The organism is Streptomyces rubiginosohelvolus, from assembly GCF_014649875.1.
Taxonomy (GTDB): Bacteria; Actinomycetota; Actinomycetes; order Streptomycetales; family Streptomycetaceae; genus Streptomyces; species Streptomyces rubiginosohelvolus.
Genome location: NZ_BMTW01000005.1, coordinates 104456 through 123739, shown reverse-complemented (window position 1 = coordinate 123739; position 19284 = coordinate 104456). Strand labels below are relative to the sequence as shown.

Genomic DNA, 19284 nt, shown 5'->3' with positions numbered 1-19284 from the left:
GTCAGCCACTCAAAAGGGGTGTCATTCTCCAGATCAAACCGGCATCTTCACGTTGACACGCCGCAATGGCCCCTAGGATTCCCTCTATCACCTCACCGGTCTCATTCGACAGGAACCCCATGAGTGACCCTTCCTCCCCCTTCGGCTTCGAGCACGTGCGCCGTGGCTACGACCGCGGTCAGGTGGACGACCGCATCGCCAAGCTCATCGCGGACCGTGACAGTGCCCTGGCCCGAATCACCTCTCTGGAAAAGCGCATCGAGGAGCTGCACCTCGAGACGCAGAACGCCCAGGCCCAGGTAAACGACGCCGAGCCGTCGTACGCCGGTCTCGGCGCCCGTGTCGAGAAGATTCTCCGCCTCGCCGAGGAAGAGGCGAAGGACCTGCGCGAGGAGGCCCGCCGGGCCGCCGAGCAGCACCGTGAGCTCGCCGAGTCCGCCGCCCAGCAGGTGCGCAACGACGCCGAGTCGTTCGCCGCCGAGCGCAAGGCGAAGGCCGAGGACGAGGGCGTCCGCATCGTCGAGAAGGCCCAGGGCGAGGCGAACACGCTCCGCTCCGACGCCCAGAAGGACGCCCAGCAGAAGCGTGAGGAGGCCGACGCCCTCTTCGAGGAGACCCGCGCCAAGGCCGCCCAGGCCGCGGCCGACTTCGAGACCAACCTCGCCAAGCGCCGCGAGCAGTCGGAGCGCGACCTCGCCTCCCGCCAGGCCAAGGCCGAGAAGCGTCTCGCCGAGATCGAGCACCGCGCCGAGCAGCTCCGCCTGGAGGCCGAGAAGCTCCGCACGGACGCCGAGCGCCGGGCCCGCCAGACGGTGGAGACCGCCCAGCGCCAGGCCGAGGACATCGTCGCCGACGCCAACGCCAAGGCCGACCGGATCCGCAGCGAATCGGAGCGCGAGCTGGCGGCGCTCACCAACCGCCGCGACTCGATCAACGCGCAGCTGACCAACGTCCGCGAGATGCTGGCGACGCTGACCGGCGCCGCCGTGGCCGCCGCCGGCACCCCGGTGGAGGACGAGCCCGCGACCCGCGGTGTCCCGGCCCAGCAGAGCCGCTGACCCCCAGCAGCGCCGTACCCCCGTGTGCGCCCGGTTCCGCCTTTGTGGTGGCGCCGGGCGCTCTGGCGTTCTAGCGTGTGCGCATGATCGAGCTCGAGGGACTCACCAAACGGTTCGGCAGCAAGGTCGCCGTCGATCATCTGTCGTTTCAGGTCAGGCCGGGCATCGTGACGGGCTTTCTCGGCCCCAACGGCGCGGGCAAGTCGACGACCATGCGGATGATGCTCGATCTCGACAACCCCACCAGCGGTACGGTGCGCATCGACGGCAAGCACTACCGCGACCTCCAGGAACCGCTGAAGTACATCGGGGCGCTCCTCGACGCCAAGGCGATGCACGGCGGCCGCAGCGCGTACAACAACCTGCTGTGCCTGGCGCAGAGCAACCGCATCCCGAGCGGCCGGGTCGACGAGGTGCTCGACATGGTCGGGCTGAGCGCGGTCGCGAAGAAGAAGTCCAAGGGGTTCTCCCTCGGTATGGGCCAGCGGCTCGGTATCGCCTCCGCGTTGCTGGGCGACCCCGAGATCCTGATGTTCGACGAGCCGGTCAACGGACTGGACCCGGAGGGCATCCACTGGATCCGCAATCTGATGAAGGCGCTCGCGTCGGAGGGCCGGACGATCTTCGTCTCGTCGCACCTGATGAGTGAAATGGCGCTGACCGCCGACCATTTGATCGTGATCGGCCAGGGCAAGCTGCTCGCCGACACCTCGATGGCGGACTTCATCCAGGAGAACTCCCGCAGCTACACGCGGCTGCGCTCACCGCAGTTCGAGCGGCTGCGGGACGTGCTGCACCAGGAGGGCTTCACCGCCGTCGAGACGGCGGGCGGCGTCCTGGAGATCGACGGCGCCACCACCGAGGAGCTGGGCGAGCTGGCGGCCCGGCACCAGGTGGTGCTGCACGAGCTGAGCTCCCAGCGGGCCTCGCTGGAGGAGGCGTTCATGCAGATGACCGCCGGCTCGGTGGAGTACCACGCACATTCGGACCGGGATCCGGCGGCCGAACCCCCCGCGGTGGGGGCCGGCTGGGGCGAGACCTGGAACAAGCCGGGCAGCAACGACACCGAGGGGAAGTGACGACGATGGCATCGGTACCCGCGGTTCTCACCTCGGAATGGACCAAGATCCGGTCGGTCTCCTCGACCACCTGGACCCTCATCTCCGCGTTCGTGGTCACGGTCGTGATGGGCGCGGCGCTGAGCGCCCTGCTGAACGCCACGTTCGACGACCTCTCCGAGGCCGAGCAGGCCACGTTCGACCCGACCTTCGTCAGCTTCTCCGGGACGGTGCTCGGCCAGCTCGCGATGGTGGTGTTCGGGGTGCTCGTGGTCGGCACGGAGTACAGCTCCGGCATGATCCGCACCTCGCTGGCGGCGGTGCCCCAGCGCGCGACCTTCCTCTTCAGCAAGATCGCGGTGGCCGGTGTGCTGGCCCTCGTCGTGGGGCTGCTCACCAGCTTCGTCTCGTTCTTCCTGAGCCAGGCCATGCTCGGCGACCGGGGCACCGACATCGGCGCGGACAACGTGCTGCGCGCGGTCGTCGGTGGCGGGCTCTACATGGGTCTCATCGCGATCTTCTCCATGGGTGTGGCGGCGATGCTGCGCAGCTCGATGCTGTCGCTCGGCATTCTGATGCCGTTCTTCTTCCTGGTCTCGCAGATCCTCGCGGCGGTGCCGGGGGCCAAGGACGTCGCCCGGTACTTCCCCGACCAGGCCGGGTCGAAGATCATGCAGGTCGTCCCGGACGCGATGAACACCGATCCCGCCCCGTACGGTCCCTGGGGAGGGCTCGGGATCATGGTGCTCTGGGTGCTGGCGGCGGTGCTCGGCGGCTTCCTGGTCCTGAAGAACCGGGACGCGTAACGCCCGTAACCGCCCGCTCGCGCCCTGTGCGCAACTTGGCCGGAACCGACAGCGCCTGGTTATCCTCCTAAGTCTTACGGGGGTGTGCGGCCAGGTGGCCCGAGCCCCGAACGACAGAGTGAGTCGATGGGGCTGGAGCATGATCGAGGCAGTCGGCCTGACCAAGCGCTACGGCGCGAAGACGGCCGTGGACGACCTTTCCTTCCAGGTGCGGCCGGGGGCCGTCACCGGCTTCCTCGGTCCCAACGGGTCGGGCAAGTCCACGACCATGCGCATGATCCTCGGCCTGGACAGCCCCACCGCAGGTCATGTCACCATCGGCGGCCACCCCTACCGCAGCCTGCCCAACGCACCGCGCCAGGTCGGTGCGCTGCTGGACGCCAAGGGCGTGCACGGCGGCCGCACCGCCCGCAACCACCTGCTGTCCCTGGCCCAGCTGGCCGGTATCCCGGCGGCCCGGGTCGACGAGGTCCTCGGCGTCGTCGGCCTCCAGGACGTCGCCAAGCGGCGTACCAGCGGCTTCTCGCTCGGGATGGGGCAGCGGCTCGGGATCGCGGCGGCGCTGCTGGGCGATCCGCAGGTGCTGCTGTTCGACGAGCCGGTCAACGGTCTCGACCCGGAGGGCATCCACTGGGTCCGCAACCTGATGAAGATGCTGGCCGCCGAGGGGCGCACGGTCTTCGTCTCGTCCCACCTGATGAGCGAGATGGCCCTCACCGCCGACCATCTGATCGTGATCGGGCGCGGCCGGCTGCTCTCCGACATGAGCGTCACCGACTTCATCTCCGCCAATTCCGCGGACTTCGCCCGGGTCCGGGTGCCCGAGGACGGCCCCGAGGACCGGCAGAAGCTGACGGCCACGCTCGTCGAGGCGGGCGGCCGGGTCATGTCGGAGCCGGGCGGGGCCCTGCGGGTCACCGGGCTTCCGCTGCCGAGGATCAGCGATCTGGCCCACGGCTGCGACGTACGGCTCTGGGAGCTGTCGCCGCACCAGGCGTCGCTGGAGGAGGCGTACATGCGCCTCACGCAGGGCCTGGTGGACTACCGTTCGACGGACGACGCCAAGGCGGGCCTCGCGGAGCCGCCGCCGCTGGACGCGTACGGCTATCCGATCGGCGGCCACGTCGATGAGCCCGTCGCACCGGTGGAGGTGCCACAGGAGGGCTGGTACGCCCCGCCGCCGCCCGGTCCACGCCCGGCCCCCGCGCACTCCCCCGCCGCAGAGCCGTCCCCGGCCGCCGAGCCCTCTTCCGCCGTCCCGGCCGGAGAGCAGACCAGCAAGGACCTGAGATGACGTCCCCGGCCACCCCGCAGGACCGCCGGCAGGCGCCGGAGACGGGCCTGCTGAGCTTCTACGAGTCGCCTATCCCGATCCGGCCCGCCACCCTGGGCGATGCGATCGCCTCGGAGTGGACCAAGCTCCGTTCCGTACGCGCCACGGTCTGGACGCTCGGCGTGATGGTCGCGCTGATGCTGACGCTCGGAGTGGGCACCGCGCTGCTGCTCGCGGCGAACGACACCAACCTGGCAGGCGAGCCCGCGCTGGCCCTCGGCCTCTTCGGGGTGTTGCTGGGCTCGCTCTGCGTGATCACGCTCGGGGTGCTGACCATCGGCTCCGAGTACAGCACCGGCATGATCCGTACGACGCTGACGGCGTGCCCGAGCCGGGCCCGGGTGCTCGCGGCGAAGGCGATCGTCTTCTTCTCGCTGGTCTTCGTCATCACGACGGTGACCGCCACGGTCGTGGCGGTGTTCCAGACCGTGATCCTGAGCGGTACGGTCACCGCCTCGGGCGGCGCGTGGGCGCTCGCGACGGTCGGCGTCGGGCTCTACATCGCGGGGCTCGGCCTGCTGTCGCTCGGGGTCGGCGCGATCGTGCGGCACACTGCGGGCGCGATCACCATCATGATCGGCGTGGTGCTGCTGCCGCTGGTCCTCGCGCCCTTCATGTTCGCCGACGCCTTGCGGGGCGTTCAGCGCTTCCTGGTCGAGTACTCGATCCCCAACCAGCTCAGCGCGCTCTACGGCACGACGATGACCAGTACCGGCCCGTCCGCCTGGGAACCGCTGCTGGTGATGCTGGGCCTGGTCGCCGTGGCGCTGGGCGGGGCGGTCGCCCTGCTGAACCGGCGCGACGTCTGATTCAGGCCGGATACGAACAACGGGCTTCAGTAGCGCGGCGCGTTCCGGGACCGCTGCACCTTCGTGGTGCGGCGGTCCTTCGCGTTCCAGCAGGCCTTGTGCCAGTGCCTGCGGTCGTCGATGCCGCCGTACTCCGGCCAGGTCACCAGGTGCGGGACCCCGGAGGGGATCTCCTGGTCGCAGCCGGGGCAGCGGTACCGCTTGCCCTGGGCGCTCGCGCCGCTGACCGGGCGCACCGACCACTCCTCGCCCTGCCAGCTCTCGGTGGCCCCTCCCCCGCCGTACCTGCCGGGCGCCGTACCGGGGCGTTCGTCGGGACTCTCGCCGCCACGGGGGCGGTTGCGGCGCGGGGACACGGGACACCTCACGGGAGCGGATCGGGCTGGGTTCCACCAAGCCTAGGCGGTCTCGTCCGGGGCAGTCGTCGGTCAGCCCGCCGGTCCGGTCCGGCAGTGGGGTGAGTTAGCGGAAAATCGCAACAACTTCCGTCCGGACCGTGCCTTTGGCACGTGTCAGACGTTGTTGCCGGTGGGGGAGAAACGCGTCGGGCCGCAAGGAGGCAAGTAACGATGCGCATCGGAACGTTCGTTCTGGCAGCCCAGTTCCCGGGACAGGGGCCGGGTGAGGCCCTGCACCGGGCCGTCCGGTCCACCGAGGCCGCGGAGGAGAGCGGGCTCGACTCGGTCTGGCTGGCCGAGCACCACTTCGTGCCGTACGGGGTCTGCCCGTCGGCGACGACGCTGGCCGCGCTGCTGCTGGGCCGCACCCGCAGAATCCGGGTCGGCACGGCGGTCAGCGTGCTGCCCAACCACCACCCGGTGGCGCTCGCCGAGCAGGCCGCGCTGCTGCATCTGACCAGCGGCGGGCGCTTCTCGCTCGGGGTGGGCCGGGGCGGTCCCTGGGTGGACCTGGAGGTGTTCGGCGGCGGTCTCGACGCGTACGAGAACGGCTTCCCCGAGGCGCTGGACCTGGTGCTCGACTGGCTTCGGGAGCCGCGCGTCGCGGGGCGCGGCGAGCGGTTCGGCTTCCGCGAGGTGGCGGTGGTGCCGCGCGCGGACGAGCTGCTGGAGGGACCGGGACCGGATGCCTCGGGGCCCGAGACCGTCGTGGCGTGCACCTCCCCCAGGACCGTGCGGCTCGCGGCGGCGCGGGCGCTGCCGATGCTGCTGGGCATGCACTGCGGGGACGAGGAGAAGGCGGAGATGGTCGCCCTGTGGCGTACGGCCGCGCGGGAGGCCGGGCATCCGCCCGAGGTGGTGGAGGGGGCCGCACATGTGTCCGCCGGGGTGGCCCAGATCGCGGACGGCGCAGGGGACGCCACGGAGCTGCTGGTGAAGACGATGCCGGGCTGGCTGCGCCAGGGGCTCGACGCCCATGTCACGGTCGACGGCAGGCACCGCGTGATGCGGGACCCGGTCGCGTACACGGAACTGCTGTGCGGGCTGCACCCGGTGGGGACGCCGCGGCTGGCCGCGGACCGGCTCGCGGCCACCGCCGAGCGGACCGGGATCACGCGGTTCGCCCTGCTGGTGGAGGGGTCGGGCGATCTCGCGGCGACCGAGGAGAACGTACGGCGGCTGGGCGCCGACGTGCTGCCGCTGCTCACCTGACCTGTGCCTGTGCATGGACGAGGACCTCGCGTGGGACATGTGGTGCGGTGGTACGGGAGCTGCCGCCCCGGAGCCAGTTGCACCTCCCGCGGCCCGGAACGGCAGCAGAAGCGTTCAGCAGTCCCGTAGTTCGGGCGACTGGTTGAGCAACTGGCCCCTCACCGAGGTGAACTTGGCCAGTCGGTCGTCGACCGAGGCGTCCAGTGGGAACACCGCGACGCGGTGGCAGTTCTGGAATGCGAGACGCACTCCGAAGTGCCGCTGCAGCGCGCCGCGTATCGCATCACTCGCGAGCGCGCGCAGCAGCTGACCACGAGCCTGCTCGTCCGGCGGCGGCGTCTGGTTGTCGGCGAACTCTCCGCCGTCGACCTTCAGCTGAGCCACCAGCGAGCTGATCATCTCCCATGCGAAGGGCAGGGAGGTCCGGACGCAGTCGACGAAGTCGGCTTCGTCGACCTCGCCTCGCTCGGCCTGTTCCAACAGAGCCGGTGAGACGTCGAGCGACATGGGTTCTCCTCTCGCGACCCCGGAGAGTGGCCGGGGCCTTACGGGCAGGGAAGGGGGGCGACGACGCAGCGTGCACGGGCGGCGACCTCCTGCTTCCACGGTAAGCGCGCAGTCGGGGCCGCACCAGGAGATTGGGAACACAACCGGCCAATAACGAAGGGGCGCAAAGAGGGGCAAGCCCGCGCCGCCCCGGTGCGGCGTGCACCGAGTGACGGGAGGCGACGCATGGGGAAATCGCGTCGGGCCCCCGTCGTCGAGTAGCGTTGCCCACCATGCGTCTCGTCATCGCCCGTTGCTCCGTGGACTACGCGGGCCGGCTCACAGCCCACCTGCCCTCCGCCCCCCGACTGATCCTGGTGAAGGCGGACGGAAGCGTCTCCATCCACGCCGACGACCGGGCGTACAAACCGCTCAACTGGATGTCCCCGCCGTGCACCCTGAAGGAGGGCGTCGACGGTGAGGAAGGCGTCTGGACCGTGGTGAACAAGGCGGGCGAAAAACTGATCATCACGATGGAGGAAGTCCTCCACGACTCGTCGTACGAGCTGGGCGTCGACCCGGGGCTCATCAAGGACGGCGTGGAAGCACACCTCCAGGAGCTGCTCGCGGACCGGATCGAGATCCTCGGCGAGGGACACACCCTGATCCGCCGTGAGTACCCCACCGCGATCGGTCCGGTGGACATCCTGTGCCGGGACGCGAACGGGCAGACGGTGGCCGTGGAGCTGAAGCGGCGCGGTGACATCGACGGCGTGGAGCAGCTGACGCGCTATCTGGAGCTGCTGAACCGCGACCCGCATCTGGCGCCGGTGCGGGGCGTCTTCGCGGCACAGGAGATCAAGCCGCAGGCCCGGGTGCTGGCGACGGACCGGGGCATCGGCTGTCTGGTCCTGGACTACGACGCGATGCGCGGCATCGAGGACGACAAGCTGCGGCTGTTCTGACCGTCCGGCACCTCTGTCCACGGCAGAGAGCCCGGGTGGTTCACGCTTCCGCGTGAACCACCCGGGCTCTCTGTTCGTCCGGGCCCGCTCAGGCCGCCGGGTCGGACTCCGACGCGCTCGCGGACTCGACGGGGGCGGAGGCGGATTCCACCGGGCCACTGGCCGAGGAGGAGTTCTCCGCCGGGGGCGGCTCCGGCCCGTCGGTGGGCGGCTCGGTCGGCGGGGTCGTCGGCGTCTCGGTGGGCGGAGTCGTCGGCGGCGTGGTGGGCGGGGTCGTCGGCGGCTTGGTGGGCTTGGTCGGCTTCCCGGTCGGCGTCGGCTCACCCGGCGTGCTGCTCTCCCCGTCCGTCGGCTCGCCCGTCGGTGACGTACCGCTCGACGAGGAGGCGCTCGGGGAGGGCGATCCGGAGGTGCTGGGGCTCGCGGAGTCCGAGGCGCTCGGGGCCGCGGACGTCTCGTCGGTGGCCGCCCCGGTCGGGGACGAGCCGTCGTCCGTCTCGTCCGCGGGCAGGCCGTCGTCGGCCGGGTCCTCGGTGGCGGTCTGCTCGGTGGTGACGTTGCGGCTGTCCGGCTCGTCGCCGTCCGAGGTGACGCCGAGGGTGACGACGGTGCCGAGCACCGCGATCAGCAGGGCGCCCGCGCCCGCGGCGGCCAGGTTGCGCCGGGCGCCGCCCAGGACGGCGCGGCCGGAGACCTTGCGCGCGGCGGGGCCGGGCGGCAGCGAGGAGATGACCGTGGGCTCCTCCTCGGCGGTGTTGCGGAGGAACAGCGGCGCCCCGGGTATCCCGCCCTGCGGCGTACCCGGAAAGTCCTGGCGTACGGAGGTCGCCTCGTCGCCCGAGGGAGCCCCTCCGAGGGGGGCGAAGTCGCCGGAGCGGTCCGCGACCAGGGCGAGCGCGCGGCGCCCGGCCACGGCCCCGGACTTGTCGGCGAGCACGCCGCGCATCCCGATCGAGGTCTCCAGCTCGGTCCGGGCCCGGTCCGGGTTGCCGGTGCAGAGCGCGAGGACACCCAACTCGTGGTGGAAGTACGCCTCTTCGGCGACCTCGCCGGCGATCCTGGCGGCCTCCTGGCCGATCCTGAGCGCCCGCTCCCAGGCTCCCCAGCCCAGACCGGCGGCGAAGGCAGGGGAGGCGCTGCGGGCCAGCAGGACGGCCGCGCTGGCCGCTCCCGCCTCGTCGCCCGGGACCAGCCGGGCCAGGGCGGCGACGATCGCGTCGGACTCGGCGACGGCCCGCTGCGGGGTGACCGAGGGGTGCGAGGTCCACCAGGCGTAGTGCTGGGCGGCGGTACGGGCGTGGGTGGCGGCGTCGTCCTCGTAACCGGCGGCCACGAGCTGGGCGAGGACTCCGGCGGCGAGGCGGTAGCGCGGGCCGGCCGGGGAGAGCAGATGGCAGCCCGCGAGTTCGCCGAGCGCGGCGTCCGCGTGGGTGTCGCCCACGAGGGCCGGCAGATGCGCCTGGTGGGGCACCTCGCCGCCCAGGGCTACGGCGAAGCGCAGGGTGGCGCGGGCCGCCTCACTGAGCCGGGAGGCGAGCAGCTCGGCGGGCGCGGCGCCCTCGCCGAGGCTCGGCAGGGGGACGTCGAGGCCGTCGGCGGGGGGTGCGGCGGGAGGCGGGGGCGCGTCGTCCGCGCGTGGCTCGAAGTAGTCGTACTCGTCGAAGGCTTCCTCGGGAGCGGCGCTCAGCCGGTCGCGCTGGACGAGGAGGGATCCGGCCTGGACGAAGCGGAGCGGCAGGCCCTCGGACTCGAACCAGAGGTCGCCCGCCCAGTTCCGCTCCTCCTCGGTGAGGGGGCGCTCGACGACCTTCTCCAGCAGGGCCAGCGAGGCACCGCGGCCGAGGCCGGCGAGGAGCACCTCTTCCAGGTGGCCGTCGACGCCGGTGGTGTCGGTGGTGGCGGCGAGCAGGAAGGCGCACTCGGGGGTGGCGGCGAGCAGTTCGCCGAGGGCCGCTCCGCCGATCTCCAGGTCGTCCACGGTGACGACGGCCCCGATGGAGCGGACGAGCGCGAGCAGTTCGTCGCGGTCGGGGCGGTGGCCCGGCGCCTTGTAGACGGCGTCGAAGAGGGCGTGCAGCAGGTCGGCGCCGGTGCGGCCGCGGCCGTTGAGGCGGACGACCCCGTCGGGGGCCAGGTCGGCGCAGTCGGAGGCGACGGCGTCGAGCAGGGCCGTGCGGCCGGAGCCGGGCTGGCCGGTGAGGCGGACGCTGCGGCCGCGCGCCAGCAGGCGGACCAGGCGCTCGCGCTCCTCCTGGCGCTCCAGGAGCGGCAGCTGCGGGGCGGGCGGACCGGCGGGCACGGGGGGTGCGCCGGCGCGTTCGTGGTCGGCGCGTTCGGCGGGGGTGCGGCGGACCGGGGCTTCGGGTCCCGAGCCGGGCGGAATCGCCTCGACCTCACTGCCGTCGACGGGGTTCACCGTGAGCAGCAGGTCGCCCGCGGTCAGCTGGACGACGCGGACCTGCTGCGGTGTCTGCGGGCCGAAGTCGGCGCCGCCGGAGTCGCGGGACGGCCGACGGTGGCCGGGCTCGCCGCCCGAGCGGTCGTGGCCCTGCCCGTACTCATCGGGTGCCCGGTGTGTCGGGTCCATCGCAAAGTCCCCCAGACGCGTCGTGCGCGGTTGCCCCTCCCGGCCTCACACGCGCCCCGCTGTCGCTTCCGGTCCGGTGTCCGCCATGGGTTCGTTGTCATTCGGCGGACGGCCGAACCCTAGACCTTGGCACAGTATTCATGAAGCGCCGGGGTGCCACGCCGTCCAGACCGTCACGTTCCGGTGAGGATTGCGTGACTTCTTCGCCTGATGCCCGTGCCCGTCCGCCGGGCACTCCTCAGACGCGCGGCAGCGACTCCGCGGCGATGCCGCCCTCGATGGCCAGGATGCGGTGCAGCCGGGTGGCCACCAGGAGGCGCTGCATCTGCGGCGGCACGCCGCGCAGCACGAGGCGGCGGCCGGCCCGTCCGGCCCGGCGGTGGGCCCCCATGATGACGCCGAGCCCGGTGGCGTCCCAGGAGTCCAGCTCGGTCAGGTCCAGCACGAGGTCGCCGACTCCGTCGTCCACGGCGGAGTGCAGGACCGTACGGGCGTCCGCCGCGCTTCGGACGTCGAGGCGGCCCCCGACGACCAGCTCGGCGTGGTCGCCCCTGATGTGCATATGCGCTCCCCGGTCATGCTCCGTAGTAAGTCCGTCTGTCTGTCCGTCTGATCCGCCGTCGCCGCCGGCCGTGCCTCTGCCACCACTGACTGCCGCAGCGACGGGGAAGTTGCCGTCTGTAAGCGAACCGATACCGAATTCACTCGGTGGAGTGACTCCGGTTCGTCGGCTTGCGGGCTCCGCCGGGTAGAGTGCCCGGCTCCCCCGGCCCGGACGGCGGTGGGCCGACCGGGCCGAGAGGGCGGATCCGATCAGGTTCCGCCCTCGGATCCGATCAGTACGTGTAGAAGCCCTGCCCGCTCTTGCGCCCGATGTCACCTGCGTCGACCATCCGGCGCATCAGCTCGGGGGCGGCGAACTTCTCGTCCTGCGACTCGGTGTAGATGTTGCTCGTGGCGTGCAGCAGGATGTCGACGCCGGTGAGGTCCGCGGTGGCGAGCGGGCCCATGGCGTGGCCGAAGCCCAGCTTGCAGGCGATGTCGATGTCCTCGGCGGTCGCGACGCCCGACTCGTACAGCTTGGCGGCCTCGACGACGAGCGCCGAGATCAGCCGGGTGGTGACGAAGCCCGCCACGTCGCGGTTGACGACGATGCAGGTCTTGCCGACCGACTCGGCGAACTCCCTTGCGGTGGCGAGGGTTTCGTCGCTGGTCTTGTAGCCGCGTACCAGCTCGCAGAGCTGCATCATCGGGACCGGCGAGAAGAAGTGCACGCCGACGACGCGCTCCGGGCGCTCGGTCACGGCCGCGATCTTGGTGATCGGGATGGCGGAGGTGTTGGAGGCGAGGACGGTGTGCTCGCCGACGACCTTGTCGAGGGCGCGGAAGATCTCGTGCTTGACCTCGAGCTTCTCGAAGACGGCCTCCACGACGACGTCCGCGTCGGCCACGGCGTCGAGGTCGGTGGTCGTGGTGATGCGGGCGAGCGCGGCCTCGGCGTCGGCCGCCTCCAGCTTGCCCTTGGCGACGAACCTGTCGTACGAGGCCTTGATCCCGTCACGGCCCCGGGTCAGCGCGGCATCGGTGACGTCCCGCAGCACGACGTCCCAGCCCGCCTGGGCGGAGACCTGCGCGATCCCGGATCCCATGAGTCCGGCACCGATGACGGCGAGCTTCCTGGCCACGTTCGCACCCCTTGGTTTCTGTTCGCCCGTGCGCTTGAGTTCACGGGGGTTCACATACTCTCCGGCGGAGGTTAGTACCCGTCGGGCGTGCTGGGGCGGTGAAGAGATGCGCGTCACGTCTCAGATGACGGACATCACACCGGGACGCGTCATTCGGCTCCGCGCCGCGCGTAGTTGAGGACCTGATCGCCGAGCAGCCCCTCGATCTCGTCGAGGACGCCGAGGGCGTCGTGGGAGACGTCGACGGCCTTGCGGCCCTTCATCATCTCCTGGCTGACGTAGCCGACGAGGGCGTGCTCGATCCAGGCGATCTGGCCTCCGACGAGGAGCGGCAGCGGGTCGTCCTCGCTCGCCCCGGTGTCCTCGCGCAGCGTGGCGACGACGGTCTGGAGCACCTCCTGCTGGAGGTACCAGAGGCGGGCCTTGAGGGTGGGGGCGTCCTCGATGACGCGCATGAAGTCGGCGAAGCCGTCCATGAGTCCGAACTCCGGGGAGACCGCGACGACGGCGGCGCGCACCTCGCGCAGGACGGCCTCGGCGGCGGACTCGCCCCGGTCGCGGGCGCGGACGTACCGGGCGACGCGCTGGGTGACGTGCTTCATCCGGTCGAGGAAGAGGTCCTCCTTGGCCGGGAAGTAGTTGTAGACGGTGTTGACGGAGACGTCGGCCAGTTCGGCGATCTCGGCGACGGTCACCGTCACGAAGCCGTGTTCGAGGAACAGTCCGGTCGCCATGTCCGAGATGCGCTGCCTGGCCTGGCGCTTCTTGCGTTCCCTGAGTCCCTCAGCCATGCCTCCATCGTAGGACGCACCACACGATCATGGAGCCTCTGAATTTTTGGTGTCATTGCAATTTTGGGCTTGCTCTGTTTTTCTGACCCCATGACCGTCATCAGCACCTCCGGGCTGGCCCGGACCTTCACGACCCCGAGCGGCCCGGTGGAAGCCGTCCGCTGCGTCGACCTGACCATCCGCGCGGGCGAGATCGTCGCCCTCCTCGGCCCCAACGGCGCGGGCAAGACGACCACTCTGCGCATGTTGACCACGTTGCTCACTCCGACCGGCGGAGCGGCCACCGTGGCCGGCCACGACCTGCTCGCCGATCCGGCGGCCGTCCGCGCCGTCTGCGGGTACGTCGCCCAGTCCGGCGGCGTCGACCCGTTCCTGACCGTCCGGGAGGAGCTGGTCACCCAGGGCAGGCTGTACCGGCTGAGCCGGGCGGAGGCGGCGGAGCGCGCCGAGGAACTGGCCGCCGCGCTCGGCCTCGGCGGACTGCTCGACCGGAAGGCGGTGACCCTCTCCGGCGGCCAGCGGCGACGGCTCGACATCGCCATGGGCCTCACCCACCGCCCGGCCGTGCTCTTCCTCGACGAGCCGACCACGGGCCTGGACCCCGGCAGCCGGGCCGACCTGTGGGACCTGGTGCGGGGCCTGCGCGACAAGGACGGCACCACCGTCGTCCTGACCACCCACTACCTCGACGAGGCCGACGCGCTGGCGGACCGGCTGGTCATCGTCGACGGCGGCACGGTGATCGCCGAGGGCACGCCGGCCGAGCTGAAGACCCGGTACGCCGGCTCCCCCGACGCCGCCCTCCAGAACGCGTTCCTGGCCGCCACCGGCCGCCCCGCCACCCCCGCCGACTCCGCCCCCGCAGCCGTATAGGACCCCTCCCGTGCTTCTCCACGACACCGCGATCATCTTCGGGCGGTACGCCCGGCAGACCCTGCGCTCCCGCTTCCAGATCTTCTTCGGGATGCTGATGCCGCTGCTCTATCTGTTCTTCTTCGGCCCGCTGCTCCAGGACCTGCCGCTCGGCTCCCCCGTCGACTCCTGGCAGGTCCTCGTCCCCGGTCTGCTCCTCCAACTCAGCCTGTTCGGAGCATCCTTCGCCGGTTTCGCGATCATCGTCGAGAAGTCCACGGGCGTGGTGGAGCGGATGCGGGTGACCCCGGTCAGCCGACTCGCCCTGCTGCTGGGGCGGGTGCTGCGCGACGCCCTGCTCTTCACCTTCCAGGCCGTCCTGCTGGTGCTCGCCGCGCTGCTCATGGGGTTGCGCGCCCCGCTGGCGGGCGTCCTGATCGGCTTCGCGTTCACCGCCGTGCTGGCGCTCTCGCTGGCCTCCCTCTCGTACGCCCTGGCGATGCGCGTCAGCACCCCGCAGGAGTTCGGGCCGGTGATCAACGCGGTGACGATGCCGGCCATGCTGCTCTCCGGTCTGATGCTGCCCATCACGCTCGGCCCCGGCTGGCTGGACGTGCTCTCGCACTTCACGCCGTTCCGCTATCTGGTGGACGCGGTGCGGGACGCCTACAGCGGCTCGTACGCCACGACACACATGCTGTACGGGGTCCTGGTCGCCGCGGGTTTCGCCGCCGCGGCCGTGACGGTGGGCACACGGGTCTTCCGGCGGGCCGGAGCATAACTACGCTGACCCCATGGTCAATCTGACGCGCATCTACACCCGGACCGGCGACCAGGGCACGACGGCCCTCGGCGACATGAGCCGCACCGCCAAGACCGATCTGCGGATCTCGGCGTACGCGGACGCCAACGAGGCCAACGCGGTGATCGGGACCGCCATCGCGCTCGGGCAGCTGCCCGAGGACGTGGTGAAGGTCCTCGTACGGGTCCAGAACGACCTGTTCGACGTGGGCGCCGACCTCTCCACCCCGGTGGTCGAGGACCCGAAGTACCCGCCGCTGCGGGTCGAGCAGTCCTACATCGACAAGCTGGAGGCGGACTGCGACCGCTTCCTGGAGGAGCTGGAGAAGCTCCGCAGCTTCATCCTGCCGGGCGGTACGCCGGGGGCGGCGCTGCTGCACCAGGCGTGCACGGTGGTCCGGCGGGCCGAGCGGTCCACCTGGGCGGCCCTGGAGGTGCACGGCGAGTCGATGAACACCCTGACGGCCACGTACCTCAACCGCCTCTCCGACCTCCTGTTCATCCTGGCGCGGAGCGCGAACAAGGAGGTCGGGGACGTGCTGTGGGTGCCGGGCGGCGAGCGGTAGGTCCTGGAGCCTAGAGCCGGTCGGCCGGCTCGCGGTCAACCGCGTCGGCATCCTTCGGGGCCTGCTTCGGGAAGAGCGTGTAGCCGCCGGCGATGATCACGTTGATGCCGATCACCAGAAGCATCTTCTGCTGCCAGCTCTGAAGCGAGTTGATCGCGCCGTCCGGGCCGACATACCAGACCGCCGCCTGGAGCAGGGCCAGGGCGACCACCGCGGCGAGGATCCAGCGGGCGGCCGTGCGCCACTCGTGGATCGCGCGGGCCGTGCCGTACTTCGGCGGCTTGACCGGCGGCGGGCCGCCGAACCAGCGGTGGGCGACCCAGGCGTCCACCTTCTTGATGGTGTGGTGGCCGAGGCCCACCGTGAAGCCGATGTAGACGGCGGCCAGGCCGTGCTTCCAGTCCGGCTCGGCCCCGCTCTTCAGGTCGATGGCGGTCACCACCAGCAGCACGACCTCCAGCAGCGGCTCGCACAGCAGCACGGCCGCGCCGAGTTTCGGCTTCCTCGCGACGTACCGCAGGGCCAGTCCGACGGCCAGCAGAACCCAGAATGCGACCTCGCAGGCCACGACCAGTAGGGCGATCACGACTCTCTCCTCCCGTTCCCCTCCAGCCTCCCGGTCGCCGGGCGCGGTGACGTCGTCGGCGGAGACGAAACCGGACTGCATCCTTCGATGTAGTCGCGGATCGGCCCGCGAAGGGAGGTCCGGGGGCGGCGGTGCGTGTTGGATGGAGGGGTGCTCACCTCGATCCGCCCCGACCGCGACGCGGTGGCCCTCGCCGTCTCCGGGCTGCTCGGGGGGCTGCTGCTGTGGCTGCTGGGCCTCCACACCCAGGGCGGCCGCCCCTTCTCCGCGTCCTGGGTCACCCTCGTACCGCTGACCGCCATGGCCTCGGCCGAACTGCTGCGCCGCAACGCCCCGCGCACGGCGCTGGCCGTCGGCACGCTCGCGCTGGTGGCGGACCAGTTCACCCGGGGCAGCCTCGCCACCATCCTGATGTTCACGGACGTCATGTACGCCGCTGTCCTGTACGGGACCCCGGCCGCCGCCCGCCGCCTTCCGCCGGCCACGCTGCTGGTCACCGTGGCGTCGACGATCGGCTTCCTGGCCTGGTTCCGCAAGCCCGAGGCGCTGCTGATCGGCCTGGTCATCGGGCTGGTCTCCTTCATCCCCGCCCTCACCGGGGTCAGTGTGCGCAGCCATCGCACCGCCGCCGACGCGGCCCGGCTGGCGGCCGCGCAGACCGCGCGGCTCGCCGAGATGGACCGGACGCAGGCGGTGATCGCCGAGCGGGCCCGGATGGCCCGGGAACTGCACGACATGGTGGCCAACCACCTCTCCGCGGTGGCGATCCACTCCACGGCGGCCCTGTCCATCGACGAACCGGAGACCTCGCGGAACGCGCTGAAGGTGATCCGGGAGAACAGCGTCGAGGGGCTCGCGGAGATGCGCCGGCTGATCGGGCTGCTGCGCGAGGGCGGCAAGGACGACGCCCCGGCCGCGGCCCCGACGCTGGCGGCCCTGGACACCCTGGTCGAGCAGACGAACGCCAACGGGGCGTCCGGTGGGCTCGTCTGCACCCTGGAGGACACACGGGACCGAGGAGCCGAGGCGCTGCCGACGCCGGTCGAGCTGGCCGCGTACCGGATCGTGCAGGAGTCCCTGACCAACGCCCTCAAGCACGCGGCGCCGGGCCCGGTCGCGGTGCGGCTCGGCCGGTCCGGGGAGCTGCTGACGGTCGAGGTCACCAGCGTGTTCGGCAGCCGGACCGGGCCCACGGCGCCCGGCTCGGGGGCGGGTCTGGTCGGCATGCGGGAGCGGGTGGCGCTGCTCGGCGGAACGTTCGGGGCGGGGGCCGAACCGGGCGGCGACGGCGCGAAGATCTGGCGGGTGCGGGCCGAACTGCCCGTACGGGAGAGGGAGATGCGGGAATGACGATCCGGGTACTGGTGGCCGAGGACCAGGCGGCGGTGCGCGCGGGGCTCGTACTGATCCTCTCCAGCGCGCCGGACATCGAGGTCGTCGGGGAGGCGGGGGACGGGGAGGCGGCGGTGCGCCTGGCCCGAGAACTCCGGCCGGATCTCGTCCTGATGGATGTGCAGATGCCGCGGCTGGACGGGGTGTCGGCGACCCGGCAGGTGGTGGCGGAGGAGCTGGCGGACGTCCTCGTGCTGACCACGTTCGATCTCGACGAGTACGTCTTCGGGGCGCTGCGCGCGGGCGCCTCCGGTTTTCTGCTGAAGAACACCGACGCCCGCGAACTGCTGGAGGCGGTACGGACGGTGGCGCGCGGCGAGGGGCTGATCGCCCCCGCGGTGACCCGTCGGCTGATCGCCGAGTTCGCGGGAGGCGGAGGCGGGGCCGTACGCGAGCGGAGCACGGTTGATCCGGCGGTGCTGGAGGCGCTGGAAGAGCTCACCCGGCGTGAGCGCGAGGTGCTGGGGTGCCTGGGCGAGGGGCTGTCCAACGCGGACATCGCGCTGCGCCTGTCGATGGCCGAGGCCACGGTGAAGACCCATGTCAGCAGGTTGCTGGGCAAGTTGAAGCTGCGCAGCAGGGTTCAGGCGGCGGTGCTGGCACAGGAGTTGGGGATCTGAGCCAGGCCTCGATCTTTGGTCCAGACCTCTTGACGGTTGGTCCAGACCTTTCTACTGTCACCGAACACACACTGCGGTGAGTACGAGAGCACCCGTACTCAGGGCGGCGCAGGGTTTGCAGTCCACGAATCACCCCCGTTTGTTGGACCTCACCCGAGGAGCACCGTTGAGCACTGAAACCCCCCAACGCCGTTCCAGATTCAGATGGATGCCCGCCCTCAGCGGCAGATCCAAGGTCGTCGCGGGCCTCACCGCGCTGGTCGTGCCGCTGGCCGCGATGGTGGGCCTCGCCTCCCCCGCCTCGGCAGCCGCGTCGGCCACCGCCACGTACACCAAGAAGTCGGACTGGGGCAGCGGCTTCGAGGGCCAGTGGACGGTGAAGAACACCGGCACCACCGCGCTCTCCTCCTGGACCATCGAGTGGGACTTCCCCGCGGGCACCGCGGCGGGCTCCGCCTGGGACGCGAGCCTCACCAAGAGCGGCAACCACTACACCGCCAAGAACCTCGCCTGGAACGGGACCGTCGCGCCCGGCGCCAGCGTCAGCTTCGGTTTCAACGGCACCGGCTCCGGCTCCCCCACGGGCTGCAAGCTGAACGGCGCCTCCTGTGACGGCGGCAGCGTCCCCGGCGACAACGCGCCCTCCGCCCCCGGCAAGCCCACCGCGAGCGACATCACCGACACCTCGGTGAAGCTCAGCTGGACCGCGGCCACCGACGACAAGGGCATCAAGAACTACGACGTCCTGCGCGACGGCGCGAAGGTCGCCACGGTCACCGGCACCACGTACACCAACACCGGCCTGACCGCGGGCACCGACTACTCCTACGCCGTGCAGGCGCGGGACACCGCCGACCAGACCGGTCCGGCCTCCGCCTCCACCGCCGTACGCACCACCGGTGGCGGCGGCGAGCAGCCCGGCGGCGACAAGATCAACCTGGGCTACTTCACCAACTGGGGCGTCTACGGGCGCAACTACCACGTCAAGAACCTGGTGACGTCCGGCACGGCCGCGAAGATCACGCACATCAACTACGCCTTCGGCAACGTGCAGAACGGCAAGTGCACCATCGGCGACGCGTACGCCGACTACGACAAGGCGTACACCGCCGACCAGTCCGTCGACGGCGTCGCCGACACCTGGGACCAGCCGCTGCGCGGCAACTTCAACCAGCTGCGCAAGCTGAAGGCCAAGTACCCGCACATCAAGGTCCTCTGGTCGTTCGGCGGCTGGACCTGGTCCGGCGGCTTCGGCCAGGCCGTCCAGAACCCCGCCGCG

At 71.3% G+C, this 19284-nt stretch carries 20 protein-coding genes; 13 read left to right on the top strand and 7 right to left on the bottom strand.

Annotated features, from left to right (window positions below; all coding sequences use genetic code 11):
* Positions 1-119 precede the first annotated feature (119 nt).
* From IE134_RS14840 to IE134_RS14820, 5 genes are all read left to right on the top strand, one after another.
* A complete protein-coding gene (locus IE134_RS14840; RefSeq protein ID WP_010060145.1) occupies positions 120-1058 on the top strand; it encodes a coiled-coil domain-containing protein in 939 nt (312 codons plus the stop codon).
* An 83-nt stretch (positions 1059-1141) separates the two neighbouring features.
* Positions 1142-2137, top strand: coding sequence for an ABC transporter ATP-binding protein (locus tag IE134_RS14835; protein ID WP_030715210.1), 996 nt, complete (start codon positions 1142-1144; stop codon positions 2135-2137).
* 5 nt (positions 2138-2142) lie between these two features.
* Positions 2143-2922 (top strand): ABC transporter permease, encoded by a 780-nt coding sequence (locus tag IE134_RS14830; protein WP_010060147.1) that lies wholly within the window; start codon positions 2143-2145, stop codon positions 2920-2922.
* Between the two features lie 139 nt (positions 2923-3061).
* Entirely contained in the window at positions 3062-4216 is a 1155-nt protein-coding gene (locus IE134_RS14825; RefSeq protein WP_126930741.1) for an ABC transporter ATP-binding protein, read from the top strand.
* Positions 4213-5064, top strand: coding sequence for an ABC-2 transporter permease (locus IE134_RS14820; RefSeq protein ID WP_098017204.1), 852 nt, complete (start codon positions 4213-4215; stop codon positions 5062-5064). Before IE134_RS14825 ends, IE134_RS14820 begins: the two co-directional genes overlap by 4 nt.
* Before the next feature lie 26 nt (positions 5065-5090).
* Here IE134_RS14820 and IE134_RS14815 read toward each other — a convergent pair whose 3' ends face one another.
* Positions 5091-5420 (bottom strand): Rv1322 family protein, encoded by a 330-nt coding sequence (locus tag IE134_RS14815; protein WP_010060153.1) that lies wholly within the window; start codon positions 5418-5420, stop codon positions 5091-5093.
* A 213-nt stretch (positions 5421-5633) separates the two neighbouring features.
* On the opposite strand from IE134_RS14815, the gene IE134_RS14810 reads away from it, so the two are divergent.
* Entirely contained in the window at positions 5634-6674 is a 1041-nt protein-coding gene (locus IE134_RS14810; protein WP_030715214.1) for an LLM class flavin-dependent oxidoreductase, read from the top strand.
* Positions 6675-6788: 114 nt separating this feature from the next.
* Here the strand turns inward: IE134_RS14810 and IE134_RS14805 are convergent, their stop codons facing one another.
* On the bottom strand, positions 6789-7181 hold the full coding sequence (locus IE134_RS14805; protein ID WP_006127608.1) for an SCO5389 family protein: 393 nt from the start codon (positions 7179-7181) through the stop codon (positions 6789-6791).
* A gap of 272 nt (positions 7182-7453) precedes the next feature.
* Here IE134_RS14805 and nucS point away from each other — a divergent pair, with 272 nt between their 5' ends.
* A complete protein-coding gene (gene nucS / locus IE134_RS14800) occupies positions 7454-8125 on the top strand; it encodes an endonuclease NucS (protein WP_006127607.1) in 672 nt (223 codons plus the stop codon).
* A gap of 88 nt (positions 8126-8213) precedes the next feature.
* Here the strand turns inward: nucS and IE134_RS14795 are convergent, their stop codons facing one another.
* The 4 genes from IE134_RS14795 to IE134_RS14780 form a co-directional block, all read right to left on the bottom strand.
* Positions 8214-10712: an ATP-binding protein gene (locus IE134_RS14795; protein ID WP_189430717.1), complete on the bottom strand. Its 2499-nt coding sequence runs from the start codon at positions 10710-10712 to the stop codon at positions 8214-8216.
* Positions 10713-10950: 238 nt separating this feature from the next.
* A complete protein-coding gene (locus IE134_RS14790; RefSeq protein WP_003966237.1) occupies positions 10951-11274 on the bottom strand; it encodes an STAS domain-containing protein in 324 nt (107 codons plus the stop codon).
* Between the two features lie 274 nt (positions 11275-11548).
* On the bottom strand, positions 11549-12397 hold the full coding sequence (locus tag IE134_RS14785) for a 3-hydroxyacyl-CoA dehydrogenase family protein (RefSeq protein ID WP_030715220.1): 849 nt from the start codon (positions 12395-12397) through the stop codon (positions 11549-11551).
* 149 nt (positions 12398-12546) lie between these two features.
* Positions 12547-13188, bottom strand: coding sequence for a TetR/AcrR family transcriptional regulator (locus IE134_RS14780; RefSeq protein WP_030715225.1), 642 nt, complete (start codon positions 13186-13188; stop codon positions 12547-12549).
* Positions 13189-13278: 90 nt separating this feature from the next.
* Between IE134_RS14780 and IE134_RS14775 the strand changes: the two genes are divergently transcribed.
* From IE134_RS14775 to IE134_RS14765, 3 genes are read left to right on the top strand one after another with little or no spacing between them, the layout of a single operon-like run.
* Complete coding sequence (locus IE134_RS14775; RefSeq protein ID WP_189430715.1) at positions 13279-14061, top strand: ABC transporter ATP-binding protein; 783 nt, start codon at positions 13279-13281, stop codon at positions 14059-14061.
* 10 nt (positions 14062-14071) lie between these two features.
* A complete protein-coding gene (locus tag IE134_RS14770; RefSeq protein WP_030715229.1) occupies positions 14072-14821 on the top strand; it encodes an ABC transporter permease in 750 nt (249 codons plus the stop codon).
* A gap of 13 nt (positions 14822-14834) precedes the next feature.
* The gene (locus IE134_RS14765; RefSeq protein WP_030715231.1) at positions 14835-15407 is read left to right on the top strand and encodes a cob(I)yrinic acid a,c-diamide adenosyltransferase; all 573 of its coding nucleotides are present in this window, start codon (positions 14835-14837) and stop codon (positions 15405-15407) included.
* A 10-nt stretch (positions 15408-15417) separates the two neighbouring features.
* Here IE134_RS14765 and IE134_RS14760 read toward each other — a convergent pair whose 3' ends face one another.
* Entirely contained in the window at positions 15418-15993 is a 576-nt protein-coding gene (locus IE134_RS14760; RefSeq protein ID WP_098894752.1) for a hypothetical protein, read from the bottom strand.
* 150 nt (positions 15994-16143) lie between these two features.
* On the opposite strand from IE134_RS14760, the gene IE134_RS14755 reads away from it, so the two are divergent.
* From IE134_RS14755 to IE134_RS34135, 3 genes are all read left to right on the top strand, one after another.
* Positions 16144-17343, top strand: coding sequence for a sensor histidine kinase (locus tag IE134_RS14755; RefSeq protein ID WP_189430713.1), 1200 nt, complete (start codon positions 16144-16146; stop codon positions 17341-17343).
* Positions 17340-18005, top strand: coding sequence for a response regulator (locus IE134_RS14750; RefSeq protein WP_030715236.1), 666 nt, complete (start codon positions 17340-17342; stop codon positions 18003-18005). Before IE134_RS14755 ends, IE134_RS14750 begins: the two co-directional genes overlap by 4 nt.
* Positions 18006-18171: 166 nt before the next feature.
* Positions 18172-19284 (top strand): cellulose binding domain-containing protein (locus IE134_RS34135; protein WP_229823563.1); only part of this gene is annotated, 1113 nt, incomplete at its 3' end.

Excerpts from the sequence above, each read along its gene's own strand:
- IE134_RS14840 (WP_010060145.1), top strand. The coding sequence starts at position 120 with ATGAGTGACCCTTCCTCCCCCTTCGGCTTCGAGCACGTGCGCCGTGGC.
- IE134_RS14835 (WP_030715210.1), top strand. The coding sequence starts at position 1,142 with ATGATCGAGCTCGAGGGACTCACCAAACGGTTCGGCAGCAAGGTCGCC.
- IE134_RS14830 (WP_010060147.1), top strand. The coding sequence starts at position 2,143 with ATGGCATCGGTACCCGCGGTTCTCACCTCGGAATGGACCAAGATCCGG.
- IE134_RS14825 (WP_126930741.1), top strand. The coding sequence starts at position 3,062 with ATGATCGAGGCAGTCGGCCTGACCAAGCGCTACGGCGCGAAGACGGCC.
- IE134_RS14820 (WP_098017204.1), top strand. The coding sequence starts at position 4,213 with ATGACGTCCCCGGCCACCCCGCAGGACCGCCGGCAGGCGCCGGAGACG.
- IE134_RS14810 (WP_030715214.1), top strand. The coding sequence starts at position 5,634 with ATGCGCATCGGAACGTTCGTTCTGGCAGCCCAGTTCCCGGGACAGGGG.
- IE134_RS14805 (WP_006127608.1), bottom strand. The coding sequence starts at position 7,181 with ATGTCGCTCGACGTCTCACCGGCTCTGTTGGAACAGGCCGAGCGAGGC.
- nucS (WP_006127607.1), top strand. The coding sequence starts at position 7,454 with ATGCGTCTCGTCATCGCCCGTTGCTCCGTGGACTACGCGGGCCGGCTC.
- IE134_RS14795 (WP_189430717.1), bottom strand. The coding sequence starts at position 10,712 with ATGGACCCGACACACCGGGCACCCGATGAGTACGGGCAGGGCCACGAC.
- IE134_RS14790 (WP_003966237.1), bottom strand. The coding sequence starts at position 11,274 with ATGCACATCAGGGGCGACCACGCCGAGCTGGTCGTCGGGGGCCGCCTC.
- IE134_RS14780 (WP_030715225.1), bottom strand. The coding sequence starts at position 13,188 with ATGGCTGAGGGACTCAGGGAACGCAAGAAGCGCCAGGCCAGGCAGCGC.
- IE134_RS14775 (WP_189430715.1), top strand. The coding sequence starts at position 13,279 with ATGACCGTCATCAGCACCTCCGGGCTGGCCCGGACCTTCACGACCCCG.
- IE134_RS14765 (WP_030715231.1), top strand. The coding sequence starts at position 14,835 with ATGGTCAATCTGACGCGCATCTACACCCGGACCGGCGACCAGGGCACG.
- IE134_RS14750 (WP_030715236.1), top strand. The coding sequence starts at position 17,340 with ATGACGATCCGGGTACTGGTGGCCGAGGACCAGGCGGCGGTGCGCGCG.